Source organism: Xanthomonas codiaei, from assembly GCF_002939785.1.
GTDB lineage: Bacteria > Pseudomonadota > Gammaproteobacteria > Xanthomonadales > Xanthomonadaceae > Xanthomonas > Xanthomonas codiaei.
The window spans coordinates 241,481-253,711 of the sequence record NZ_MDEC01000002.1; the positions used below are offsets into that span (position 1 = coordinate 241,481).

The 12,231-nt window shown below is 65.9% G+C and carries 9 protein-coding genes, 1 other RNA gene and 2 pseudogenes; 7 read left to right on the forward strand and 5 right to left on the reverse strand.

Annotated features, from left to right (window positions below):
- The first annotated feature begins 89 nt into the window (after positions 1–89).
- The gene (locus tag XcodCFBP4690_RS02375) at positions 90–2,414 is read left to right on the forward strand and encodes a S9 family peptidase (RefSeq protein WP_167394439.1); all 2,325 of its coding nucleotides are present in this window, start codon (positions 90–92) and stop codon (positions 2,412–2,414) included.
- Positions 2,415–2,547: 133 nt separating this feature from the next.
- On the opposite strand, the gene XcodCFBP4690_RS02380 is transcribed toward XcodCFBP4690_RS02375, so the two are convergent.
- Together XcodCFBP4690_RS02380 and XcodCFBP4690_RS02385 are read right to left on the reverse strand one after the other, a co-directional pair.
- The gene (locus XcodCFBP4690_RS02380; RefSeq protein WP_104539458.1) at positions 2,548–4,497 is read right to left on the reverse strand and encodes an alpha/beta hydrolase family protein; all 1,950 of its coding nucleotides are present in this window, start codon (positions 4,495–4,497) and stop codon (positions 2,548–2,550) included.
- A gap of 217 nt (positions 4,498–4,714) precedes the next feature.
- On the reverse strand, positions 4,715–5,053 hold the full coding sequence (locus tag XcodCFBP4690_RS02385; RefSeq protein ID WP_167394440.1) for a DUF3817 domain-containing protein: 339 nt from the start codon (positions 5,051–5,053) through the stop codon (positions 4,715–4,717).
- Positions 5,054–5,230: 177 nt separating this feature from the next.
- On the opposite strand from XcodCFBP4690_RS02385, the gene XcodCFBP4690_RS02390 reads away from it, so the two are divergent.
- The 5 genes from XcodCFBP4690_RS02390 (at position 5,231) to XcodCFBP4690_RS02410 (ending at position 9,831) form a co-directional block, all read left to right on the forward strand.
- Positions 5,231–5,890 carry a YiiX/YebB-like N1pC/P60 family cysteine hydrolase gene (locus tag XcodCFBP4690_RS02390; protein ID WP_104539496.1) on the forward strand — a complete coding sequence of 220 codons (660 nt, stop codon included), beginning with the start codon at positions 5,231–5,233 and terminating at the stop codon, positions 5,888–5,890.
- Between the two features lie 133 nt (positions 5,891–6,023).
- Positions 6,024–7,280, forward strand: coding sequence for a VWA domain-containing protein (locus tag XcodCFBP4690_RS02395; RefSeq protein ID WP_104539459.1), 1,257 nt, complete (start codon positions 6,024–6,026; stop codon positions 7,278–7,280).
- A 333-nt stretch (positions 7,281–7,613) separates the two neighbouring features.
- Entirely contained in the window at positions 7,614–8,099 is a 486-nt protein-coding gene (locus tag XcodCFBP4690_RS02400; RefSeq protein ID WP_104539460.1) for a MarR family winged helix-turn-helix transcriptional regulator, read from the forward strand.
- A gap of 25 nt (positions 8,100–8,124) precedes the next feature.
- Positions 8,125–9,048: a CPBP family intramembrane glutamic endopeptidase gene (locus tag XcodCFBP4690_RS02405; RefSeq protein ID WP_104539461.1), complete on the forward strand. Its 924-nt coding sequence runs from the start codon at positions 8,125–8,127 to the stop codon at positions 9,046–9,048.
- 321 nt (positions 9,049–9,369) lie between these two features.
- Positions 9,370–9,831 carry a membrane protein gene (locus tag XcodCFBP4690_RS02410; protein ID WP_029218863.1) on the forward strand — a complete coding sequence of 154 codons (462 nt, stop codon included), beginning with the start codon at positions 9,370–9,372 and terminating at the stop codon, positions 9,829–9,831.
- A gap of 68 nt (positions 9,832–9,899) precedes the next feature.
- Here the strand turns inward: XcodCFBP4690_RS02410 and XcodCFBP4690_RS02415 are convergent, their stop codons facing one another.
- Complete coding sequence (locus tag XcodCFBP4690_RS02415) at positions 9,900–10,886, reverse strand: glutathione S-transferase family protein (RefSeq protein WP_104539462.1); 987 nt, start codon at positions 10,884–10,886, stop codon at positions 9,900–9,902.
- A gap of 151 nt (positions 10,887–11,037) precedes the next feature.
- A pseudogene (locus XcodCFBP4690_RS02420) lies at positions 11,038–11,670 on the reverse strand (SPFH domain-containing protein); the annotation flags it as partial.
- 62 nt (positions 11,671–11,732) lie between these two features.
- Here XcodCFBP4690_RS02420 and XcodCFBP4690_RS02425 point away from each other — a divergent pair.
- A non-coding RNA gene (locus XcodCFBP4690_RS02425) (sX9 sRNA) lies at positions 11,733–11,808 on the forward strand.
- Positions 11,809–11,814: 6 nt separating this feature from the next.
- On the opposite strand, the pseudogene XcodCFBP4690_RS22310 reads toward XcodCFBP4690_RS02425, so the two are convergent.
- Positions 11,815–11,973: pseudogene (locus XcodCFBP4690_RS22310) on the reverse strand (SPFH domain-containing protein); the annotation flags it as partial.
- Positions 11,974–12,231 lie beyond the last annotated feature (258 nt).

Below are 12,231 nucleotides of genomic sequence, written 5' to 3' on the forward strand. Positions count from 1 at the left end.
CCTTTGGCAGGGTCGCGTGCCGCGCGCGCGCACGTAGCATGCGAGGTTGCGCCGCCGTTGCCGGCGGGTGTCCTTTCGATGAGGTCCACATGCCCACCCCGTTGCCGCTTCGCCGCCTGCTCGCCACCCTGTCGATCGCCCTGCTGCCTGTCGCAGCCAACGCGCAGGCCCCCAGCGTGACCGAGGCCGACTACGCGCGTGCCGAACGCCTGATCTACTACGCCGCCCAGCCCCTGGTCGACCATGCCCCCACGCGCGTCAGCTGGCTGGATGCCACCCACGTGGTCTACGTCGACCACGATGCCAAGGGCGACCGGCTGTTGCAGCTGGACACCGCCACCGGCAAGACCGCACCGCTGTTCAAACCCGCCGCACTGGCCGCCTCGCTCAACGCCTTGCTCAAGACCGGCGACAAGCCGCTCAAGGCCGCCACCCTGGCGCCCAAGGTCAGCCTCAGCGCCGATGGCCGCTACCGTTTCAGCGTGCGCGACACGGCGGTGCTCTGCGATGCGCGTGCAAGGTGCAGCAAGCTGTATGCGAAGGACAAGCCCGAACCGGGCGTGCTGTCGCCGGACAAGCGCAGCGAAGCGTTCATTCGCAACTGGAACCTGTGGGTACGCGAGCTGGCGACCGGCAAGGAGACCCAGCTCACCCGCGACGGCGTGAAAAACTTCGGCTACGCCACCGACAACGCCGGCTGGCAGCACAGCGACAACGCCATCGTTGCGTGGTCGCCGGACTCGCGCAAGATCGCCACCTTCCAGCAGGACCAGCGCAAGACCGGCGACATGTACCTGGTCAGCACCAAGCTCGGGCATCCGGAACTGCAGTCGTGGAAATATCCAATGGCTGGCGACAAGGACGTGACCATGATCGAGCGCGTCATCGTCGACGTGCCCAGCGCCCGCGTGGTGCGGCTGAAGATGCCCGCCGACCAGCACCGCTCCACGCTGTGCGACGACGTGAGCTGCTCGACGGGCCTGTGGGACGATGTGAAGTGGGCGCCAGACAGCAAGACCCTGGCGTTCGCCTCGACCTCGCGCTTCCACAACCAGGTCTGGTTGCACATTGCCGATGCCCAGACCGGCGCCGTGCGCACCGCCTTCGACGAAACCGCCAAGACCTACTACGAAAGCGGCCAGGTGGCGGCCAACTGGGCCTACCTGCCCGGCAGCAACGAGGCGGTGTGGTTCTCCGAGCGCAGCGACTGGGGCCAGCTGTATCTGTACGACCTGGCCACCGGTAAACCCAAGCGCGCCATCACCACCGGCCAAGGCAATGTCACCGAACTGCTGCGCGTGGACCCGGTGAGCCGCACGGCGTGGTTCGTCGGCGTGGGCAAGCTGCCGGGCGTGGATCCGTATTACCAGCAGCTGTGGAAGGTGAGCCTGGACGGCGGCGAGCCGGTGCTGCTCACGCCCGAGGTCGCCGACCACAGCATCGCGCTATCGCCCGATGGCAAGCGCTTCGTCGATACCTATTCCACCTCGGTCACGCCGCCGGTGAGCGTGCTGCGCGAGGCCGCCGATGGACGCACCGTCAGCACGATTGCGACGGCCGACATCAGCCGCCTCGAGGCGGCCGGCTGGGTACCGCCCGTGCCGATCACCGTCACCGCACGCGATGGCAAGACCCCGCTGTACGGGCTGATGTTCAAGCCGAGCAACTTCGACCCAGCACGCAAGTACCCGGTCATCGACTACGTCTACCCCGGCCCACAGACCGGCTCGATGCGCGGGCGCAGCTTCCTCGCCGGCCATGGCGACAACCAGTCGCTGGCCGAACTGGGCTTCATCGTCATCGCCATCGACGGCATGGGCACGCCTTGGCGCTCCAAGACCTTCCACGACACCTGGTACGCCAACATGGGCGACAACACCTTGCCCGACCAGGTCGCGGCGGTGAAGCAACTCGGTCAGCGTTACCCGTGGTTCGACACCAGCCGCGTCGGCATCTGGGGCCACTCAGGCGGCGGCAATGCCTCCACCGCCGCGATGCTGCGGTATCCCGATCTGTTCAAGGTGGCCTGGTCGGAAAGCGGCAACCACGACAACCGCGGCTACGAGGACGACTGGGCCGAGAAGTATCACGGCGAGCACATCGTCAACAAAGACGGCACCTCCAACTACGACGACCAGGCCAACGCCACGCATGCCAGCAAGCTCAAGGGCAAGCTGATGCTGGTGCACGGCACGCTGGACGACAACGTGCCGCCGTACCTGACCTTGCTGGTGGCCGATGCGCTGATCAAGGCCAACAAGGACTTCGACATGCTGATGCTGCCCAACGCCAAGCACAGCTACGGCGATCTCACACCCTATGTCGCCCGCCGCCGCTGGGACTACTTCGTGCAACACCTGCTCGGCGCCACCCCGCCGGCGCAATACCAGATGAAGCCGATGCCGGAGAAGTGAGCGACGCGGGAAGCGGCATCGTCGACCATCGACGCTGCCGCGCTCGCGTCGTTGATGCGGAAGTGCATGCACCGCCACCGCAGGCGCTCTGGATCGTGCGCCCCATCAGGCAACACCTGATGGGGCGACTGCCTTATTTCGCAGTCCCACCACCCAGCTGCTTGCTCAAGAACGCCAGCAGGCGCGTGTAGTACTCGCGCCGATGCGCCTCGGTGTAGAAGCCATGGCCTTCGTTGGGGAAGTACAGCGCTTCCACCGGCACGCCGGCGCCCTTGAGCGCACGCTCCATCGCCTTGGTGTGCTCGATCGGCGCACGTTCGTCCTTGCCACCGGCCGCCAGGAACACCGGCGCCTTGATCTGCCGCGCCAACGTCACCGGCGAGCGTGCCGCCAGGGTGTCGCGCGCGCCCAGCCAATCCACCGTCCAGTTCTTGGCCCAGCGTGCGTGACGACCGGTATCGCGCGACATCATCTCCAGGTCGTACACACCGACGTAGCCGGCTGCGCAGCGGTACAGCGCAGGCTCCTTGGCCACGCCCATCAGCGCCGCGTAACCGCCATAACTGGCGCCATAGATGCAGATGCGCGAGGCATCGGCAATGCCTTCGGCGATGGCCCAGCGCGTGGCATCGGTGACATCGTCCTGCATGCGCCCGCCCCACTCCCTGGCACCGGCCTGGGTAAACGCGTACCCATAGTTGGCCGACCCGCGATAGTTGACGCGCAGCACCGCATAACCGGCAGCCGCCAGCAACTGGGTATCGTCGTCGAACTGCCACTTGTCGAAGATCCCGAACGGCCCGCCATGCGGCATCACGATCAACGGCAACGGCTTGCCGGGATCGGCGTGCAAGGGCTGGGTCAGGTAGCCGTGCAATACCAGCCCATCGCGCGCCTTGAAGCTCACCTGCCTGCTCGGCGGAACCGCATCGAGCGCAAACCACTCGCGGCTGCCGAACACGCGGTCAGCCTTCTTGCTCACCGTGTCGAACAGGTAGTAGTCGCCGTTGTTGCGGTCGCTCCACACATAGACCATTGCAAGGCGACGGTCGCTGGTGGCCGAGGTGATGTAGATCGCATCGCCGTTGAAGGCCTTCTCCAGGCTGCGATACAACTTGGCCGTGGGCAACGTCTCGTCGAAGAACCGGTTGCGCACCCGGTCGCTCATGTAGGACGCGCCGATCGGCGTGCTGCCGTCCAGATCGAACAGGATGCGGTACGGATCCACGGTTTCGTCGCGCAGCAACGGCGTGCTCTTGCCGGTTGCCGGATCCCAGGACACCAGCACATCCGGGCCGACAGCCTGCTCCACCTGCAGGTAGGCCAACGTTCCATCGGCAGAAAAGCCCAGTGGAAACTCGCGATTCTTGCTGCTGGCGGCGTCGTGGATCAGCCGCCACGGCGCATCATCGTTGTCGCGGTAATACAGCTTGCTGGCGTTGCTGACATCCAACCCGCGGGCAAAGCGGATCCGGCCCTGCTGGTCGGTCGCAAACTGCGCGCGCCGCACCGGCGAGGTGGCCACGGTGCTGCGCCGGCCGGTCTGGACATCCAGCTTGTCGATGCGGATGCTGGGGTCGCCCACGAATGGCACCGTGGACACCAGGATGTTGCGCGGGTCCTCGCGCAAGGTGTCCAGCACGAAGGTGGCCGGATCCAGCTTCATCTTCAGCTGCTGCGCACCGTTGATGTCGGGATTGGTGCCGTAGGGGCTGGCCAGCAGCCGGCTGTTCTTGCCATCGGCATCGATGGCGTGCAGCTGGCCGATCGCCACCGGCTCGTCGCGCGAGCCCAGCCGCTGCGCCATCGACACCACCATGCGCTCATCGCTGGCCCACCAGAAATCGTCCACCACGCTGTTGGTGCCACCGGTGACCTTGGCGGTGGCAACCTTATCCTGCCGCAGCACGATGCCCAGCACGGTGCGATCCTCCAGCGGCATGGTCAGCGCAAAATAGGCGCCCGACGGTGAAATCTTGATGCGTTCGAACCGATCCCGCTTGAGGTACGGCGCCAGGTCCACCGCTTCCTGCGCCTGTCCCGGCATCGCCGCGGCCAAGGCAAGCACACACACCACACCCATCTTCCAACACCGCATATCGCCCCACCTGCGATCATGCTTGAGGCCGCCATGGTGGCAAACGCCAGACGCGGCGTCCATGCCCTTCGGCAGGCGGCGTCGGACCGACCAGCCGGCGCAGGCGCGCAACGACACGCCGCCCGCGGCAACGCCCGCACCTGTAATAGGCTGCACCACCGCTGCACGCGGCGCTGCATGCCTCCCCCATCAACGCGATCGGTCAGCGCGCGGCAGCGCTCCGCCGGCCCAGCAAGCCGATCCGCCGGAACCACATTTCCAGCGGCACCGTCACTAAGGGCGGCAGCGCCGCCAGCAGACTCAATGCCCACGCCCACCATGGCCAGCGCAGCCGCAGCGCGGCGAGCACGCTGACCACCACGTAGAACACGAACGCCGCCCCGTGGGCGCGACCGAACAGCCATACCACCGCCTCGGTGGTCTGCGTGCCGTACTTGAGAAACATGCCGAGCAACAGCCCGGCCCAGGTGATGCCCTCGATCAACGCAGCGACCGCAAACAGCCGGCCCATCGGCAACAACGCAGAGAACGACGCACGCATGCACACCTCCAGACGGAAAAAGATTGCCGCGACACGTTGGCGGCGGCGACGCCCGCTGGCATGCGCAGTCTAGCGCCGATGCCGCGCGCCGCGCAGCGGGCTTCGGATGCACGCAGCGGCCGCATCCTGCAGCGGCTGCCCACGAGGGTGACGTACCTGACGCATATCCCGGCGATAATGCAGGTCCTGCTGTCTGCTCGGGTTCTCGCCGTGCGTATTGCCTTGCTGCTCCTTGCCTTCGTCGTACTCCTGCCGGCATCGGCACATGCCCTGCGTGTCCAGGATGGCGACCTGCTGTTCGTCACGGCAGCACGCACCGGTCTGAGCGGCGCCATCGACGATGCCACCGCCCGGCAGGGCGCTCCCAGCTTCGATCACGTTGCACTGCTCGCACACGACGGGCGTACGCAGGTGGTGCTGCATGCCGACCAGAAGGGCTCGCGACAACAGCCGTTGCGTGAGTTCGTCGAGGAAGCGGTTGCCAAGTATCGGCAGATCGTGGTGTACCGGCTCACGCCCGCGCATCGGCCTGCCATTGCCGACGCCATCGCCCAGGCGCGCGGCATGTTGGGCAAGCCGTATAACGACACCTATGTTCCGAACGAGGACAGCTACTACTGCTCGGACTTCATCGAACGTGCGTTCCGCGCTCACCACGTCTTCGCCCTGCAGCCGATGAACTTCAGGAACCTGCAAACCGGCACCATCTCGCCGTACTGGACCGAGTTCTATCGCAGCCGCGGCATGGCGGTTCCGCAGGATGTACCCGGCACCAATCCGAACGATATGGCGCGTGCGCCGGCGCTGGTGCGCGTCGCCGTCTTCCCGGGAACGTGATCGCCGGTTGCGGCGTGCGGTGGAAGCCCGTGCCAGCCTGCGCGCGCGGCAGGTTCGCAGACGCGCCGCGTGTGTGGCTGCGCGCACGGCAACCTTGTACGCTCACGCACCGATCGTCCTCAAAGGAGTTGAGATGCAACTGTCGCAAGGCCAACGCGTCCCGCTTTCCAGCCTGATCCAGGAGCGTGAGTTCACCCTGTCCATCAAGATCGGCACGCAGCGCACCGTCGATTACGTGTGCTTTGGCGTGGATGCCGCCGGCAAGCTGTCCGACGACCGCTACATGGTGTTCTTCAACCAGCCAGGCAGCCCGTGCGCAAGCGTGCGGCAGGGGCCGGCCGATACCTTCACGCTGAACCTGGCGAGCCTGCCGGCAACAATCGACCGCCTGGTGTTCACCGCGTCCATCGATGGCGCCGGCGAAATGCGCGATATCCAGGACAGCTATTTCGCGCTCACCAGCGGCGGCACCGAAGTAGCGCGTTGCGCATTCTCCGGCGCGAGCTTCGCTGCCGAAAAGGCCATCATGGTGGCCGATATCTACCGCAGCAAAGGCCAGTGGCGCATCGTCGCCAACCTGCAGGGCTTCAACGCCGGCCTGGATGCCCTGGTGGTCCACTTCGGCGGTGAAGTCACCGACGCCCCATCGCCGCCTCCACCGCCACCTGCTGCCGTGCCCGATACGAAAGTCTCGCTGGAAAAACGTGTGGCCAGTGCCGCGCCGCAATTGGTGAACCTGGCCAAGAAGGCGCAGGTCAGCCTGGAGAAGGCGCAGCTGCTGCACGTCAAGGCGCGCGTCGGGCTGGTGCTGGATGCTTCCGGGTCGATGAATTCGCAATACAGCCGCGGCCATGTCCAGGAGGTGATCAATCGGCTGATCCCGCTTGCCGTGCACTTCGACGACGATGGCGCGCTGGACTGCTGGGCATTCGGGGCCTCGCCGACGCAGTTGTCTGCGGTGTCGTTGCAGAACTTCTCGGGCTTTGTCGAACGCGATGCCGGCGGCTGGAAGAAGTGGCCGGTGGGCATGCGGATCAACGACGAACCCAAGGCCATGCGCATGGTCATCGACTACTACAAGAAGAGCGGCGACCGGACGCCGGTCTACATCCTCTTTATCAGCGACGGCGGCGTGCACCAGGATCGCGAAATCACCAAGCTGATGATCGAAGCGGCAAAGCTGCCGATCTTCTGGCAATTCGTCGGACTGGGCGGCCGCGGCTACGGCATCCTGGAGAAGCTGGACGACATGGGCGGGCGTGTCGTGGACAACTGCAATTTCTTCGCCCTAGATCGCCTGGATCAGGTGCCCGAGGAACGGCTCTACGACCTGCTGATGGAAGAGTTCCCGCAATGGCTCAAGGACGCCAAGGCCAAGGGCATCCTGTAATCGCCAAGCGCATTTGCTCGCTGGCTGCTGTGCCCGCGTGAGTGCGGGCACACGCCGGCCGCGGCGGCCTTGCATCGCCGCGCGGTTGGCACTGCGCTGTGAGCGGGCATAAGCAGCCACGCTTTGACCCGCACGACGACAGGGTGACCGATGCACGGGCGGTGGCGCTGGACCCGTTCAGCGCATCGGCGCGCGCAGCCAACTGGCTGCCATGGCGCGGTCCGTTGCCGTCCATCCGATCCCCGCTGGCGCCAAGCCGCCACCGGCTCGCGCACTGCCCCCCCCGACTTCCGGCACATGGCGTAGATACAACAGCGCTTATACATTTGCCCCATGAGCACGCGCACCCCCACATTAGGCACCCTGGTCCGGCACCTGATCGAACTGCTGGACGGCGATCTGGAAGCGGTCTACGCGGCCTCGGGGCTGCCCTGGCGGCCGCGCTACACACCGGTGTTGCGCGTGCTGATGCGGCTTGGCCCGGCATCCATCAAGGTGTTGGCACTGCAGATCGGCATTACCCACTCCGCCGCCAGCCAGACCGTCGCGCAAATGGCCAAGCAGCGTCTGGTCGTGCTCAAGCCAGGTGCCGATGCGCGCGAACGCATCGTCGTCCTCACTGCCAGGACCCGTCGCCTGGTTCCCGCCCTGGAGCAGCAGTGGGCGGCGACCAATGCGGCGGCGGCACAGCTCGATGCCGAGCTCTCCATGCCGCTGTCGGCCGTCCTGGCCGAAGCCATCGCCGCATTGCAGCGGCGCCCGTTCGCAACCCGCATCGCCGCAGCCACTGATGTCGTCCCCCGCAGTTCCGACCAATGACCGGTGTATCCACAAGGAGTCGCACATGCATGCAGTGACGCAATCCACGACGCGTATCGAAGTGACCGCCACGCACACGCCCCACGCCATTGCCCTGGGCGGGCAGGGCATCCTGGCTCCCGGCCGCCTGCGCTGGCTGCGCGCATGCAGCTGGGCGATCGTGTTGTTCTTCCTGGTCGCCATTCCCACCGGCGTGTTTAGCCGGTTTTTCGGCGGCCTTTGGCCGAAGAGCGACGAGCCGGTGCAATTTGTCGTCAGCGTGCTGGGCGCGTTGCTGGCGCTGGGCATCTACGCGCTGGCCGTTCGCCTGGCCGAACGCCGCACGCCGTCCGAAATCGCGTTGCGCCCCATGCTGCCGCAGCTGGGAATCGGCCTGTTGGCCGGTGCGGCGATGTTTTCCGCCGTCATGGGCATCATGGCGTTGTTCGGTCTCTACGATATCCAGCTGATCGGCCCGGCATCGGCATGGACGCCGCTGCGCAAGGCCCTGCAGGCCGGCGTCGTTGAAGAGCTGATGATGCGCGCGGCAATCCTGCGTCTGTTGTGGCGCGCCTTCGGCCCGTGGACGGCGTTTGCGGTGTCCTCTGCCGTATTCGGGCTCAGCCATTTGGGCAACCCGAACGCCACGGTCGTGGCCGCGATCTGCATCGCCCTGGAGGCCGGTGTCATGCTGGGCGCGTTCTATGCGCTCACCGGCCGCCTGTGGGTGTCGATCGGTGTGCACATCGCCTGGAACTTCACCCAGGGCTATCTGTTCGGCGCTGCCGTCTCGGGTATTGCACCAGACCAGGCCATCGCCCGCAGCACGCCAAACACCGCCATGGCCGACATGCTGACCGGCGGTGTGTTCGGCCCGGAGGCATCGCTGCCTGCGGCATTGGTCTGTCTTGCGGTGGGCCTGGCGGTGGTCTGGAAGGCATGGCGGTCGGGCGGGTTCGCAGTGCGCTGATTGGGGATTGGGGATTGGAGATTGGAGATTGGGGATCGTCCCAGGCTTCGCTGGGTAGCTTGTCTGGAGCTGCTTTGTCGTTGTCGCCGCAGCCGTAATGCACGACGGTCTCGACAATGGCAGCGCAGCGTCTGCGCCATGCGACGCGCCGCCAGTCACCTGGCGGCGCGTCCCCAGTGCCGGGCACTGCGGTCTCCACACGCTGCGTGCAGCGCATCTTGCCAAGGCCCACACATGCCACCGCCTAGGCTGCCGGTATCGGTAGATCGTGCCGGCACGCAGCGCATCCCGCCTGCGGCCGTGGTACGCGCAGAGGTGTCTATGGCTTTGATTCATTCCATCCTGATGGGCGCGGTGGCCGGCATGCGCTCGATGACGCCACTGGCCGCGGTCACCAACGCCGCGCGTAGCGGCAAGCTTCCGCGCGACAACGGTGCCCCGCGTCTGCTCGCCAATCCGCTGGCATCGGCCGGCATGCTCGCCTTGGCCAGCGGCGAGATCGCCGGCGACAAGATGAAGACCGCGCCCGACCGTATCGTGCTGCCGGGCATGATCGCGCGCGTTGCCACCGGCATGATTGCCGGCGCCGCGCTTGCGCCCCGCCACCAGCGCGGCCTGGCTGCCGTGCTGGGCGCCACCGCTGCGGTCGGTGCCGCCTATCTCACCTTCAATCTGCGCATGCGCGCCATTGAACGGTACGGCCAGACCAGCACGGGGGCAGTGGAAGACGCCATTTCGGTGGGCGCGGCAGCGCTGATCGTGCGCAGCGCCGCCGAGGAATGATCGAACCGGGGACGCGCCGGCGCACCGTTGGCAGTTGACCGGCGATAAGGCGGCACGACGATGCCGGATCAGCCGTCGTTAGGTCTGCCACGTCCATGTGGCGCGTCCAGGTCCAGCGCTGGCCCGATCGGCACGATGCCAGTGGGGTTGATCGTGGTGTGGCTTTGGTAGTAATGCCCCTTGATGTGGCGGAAATCGACGGTCTGCGCAATCCCTGGCATCTGGTAGAGCTCGCGCAGGAATCCCGATAGGTTGGGGTAATCGGCAATGCGCCGCACATTGCACTTGAAGTGCCCCACGTACACCGCATCGAAGCGCACCAGCGTGGTGAACAGCCGCCAGTCGGCTTCGGTCACGCTGTCGCCGCACAGGTAGCGTTGCTGGTCCAGGCGCGCCTCCAGCCAGTCCAGCGACGCGAACAGTGGCACCACCGCGTCTTCGTAGGCCTGTTGGGTGGTAGCAAATCCCGCCTTGTAGACGCCATTGTTGACGGTGTCGTAGACGCGCGCATTGACTGCATCGATCTGCGTGCGCAGCCGCTCCGGATAATTATCGCCTTCGCACGCGCCCACCGCATCGAACGCGCTGTTGAACATGCGGATGATATCGGCCGACTCGTTGCTCACCACCGTCCTGCGCTCGCGGTCCCACAGCACGGGCACCGTCACCCGACCGGAATACTGCGGGTCGGCCTTGAGGTACACCTCGTACAGACGACGCGCGTGATTGACCGGGTCTTGCACCACACCCGGGCCCACGTCGAACGTCCAGCCGTGTTTGCCCATCAGCCAGTTCACCACCGACACATCGATCAACGACTCCAGCCCTTTCAGCTGACGGAAGATCAGCGTGCGATGCGCCCACGGGCAGGCCAGCGAAACATACAGGTGGTAGCGCCCTGCCTCCGCCTGGAATCCACCTTCGCCATGCGGGCCCGGGGCGCCGTCGGGCGTCACCCAGTGACGAAACTGCGATTGCGAGCGTTCGAAGCGCCCATCGCTCTTGTCGGTATCGTACCAACGGTCTTGCCACTTGCCTTCGACCAGCAGGCCCATGCTGCTTTCCCATGCGCATCAACAGACGCTCACCGTAGCCCAGCCGGTCGGGAGAGCGCGTGAGTCGCCACGCTGCTCGGCGCGGATGCAGCCTGCAGCAGGCAATGCATGCGCCGGGACAGGCCATGCGCGCCCGTCCCTCATGGGCATGCTACCTGGCAATCACAGAGGTGCCGGACGGCACCATGTAGCAGGCCTGCGCCTTCTTGCAGGCCTCGGCATTGAGCTCGGCGATCTGGCTGGCCAGATACTGTTCCGGCGTCAGCCCCATGCGGTTGCGATAGGCGTTGTCGGCATCGGCCTTGGCGACCTGCTCCTGCTCGCGCTGCCGCTCGGCGGTGGTGGCTTCGACCAGGGTCTTGACCCGCTGCTGCTGGGCGGCGGTCAGGTTCATCTGCTGCAACACATCCGGATTTGGCCGCGCGCGGCCGAGTGTGATGTTCTGGATCTCGATCGGCAGCCGCTGTTGCTTGACCAGCGCACGCACATTCTGCGTCACTGCATCGTCGATCTTACTGGCCGTCTCCGGATCGCTCATCATCCTGGTCATGTCGTACCGCTTGACCTGATCGCGCACGATGGACGCGTCCTGGCTGGCGACATTGTTCTTGAACCAATCCGGTGCGAATCCGGACAGCAACGGCGCCGGCGCAGTGATGCGATATTGAATCTGCGTTGAGAAATCCAACAGGATGTTGTCGCTGGACGAAAAATCGTCGAAGGCCACCTGCACGGTCTGTGGTGTCACGTCCACATACGTGGCCGAGGTGGTCAGCCACGTATAAGAGCAGCTAGCAAAACGACTGCGCGGCCGCCAGGCGGGCGCGGTCGGTGCTCGGAATCCTCATGTACCACCCGTACACTGCGGTTCCTCCGCGCCGTCCGCACCCACCTGACGACCGCTCGCTACGTTTTGTTAGCCGCTCTAAGTCCTGCCTGGCTCACGCACATCGTCCAGCCAGATGCCGCCCTTGCCGAGCAGCAACGGCTTGTCCACCAATACCGCCTTCTGGCCCGGGTCGGGCGATACCACCGTACACGCACACAGCACACCCGCCAGCCCAAGCGCCAGCCCATACGTCTTCATCGATTTCCCCCAGTTCGGCAGGCACCCTTGCCCTTCCGATAGCGGCGAACAATAGCCAGGCGGCGAGCCGTCGCGCCAGTGGCATGACGTCCGCCCCATGCCCTGCCGGCAGTTGCCCTTGCCTTGCCCAGCCGGCCTGTTCGCTGCACACCTGCCACAGGTGGGCGCTGCACCCGGAAGCGCGCGCAGGCGGTTGCTCCGAACCGGCGCAGGGCGTCGCCTCTCGGGCTGCCTGGTGCGCTGTCCGGCCGCTCGATT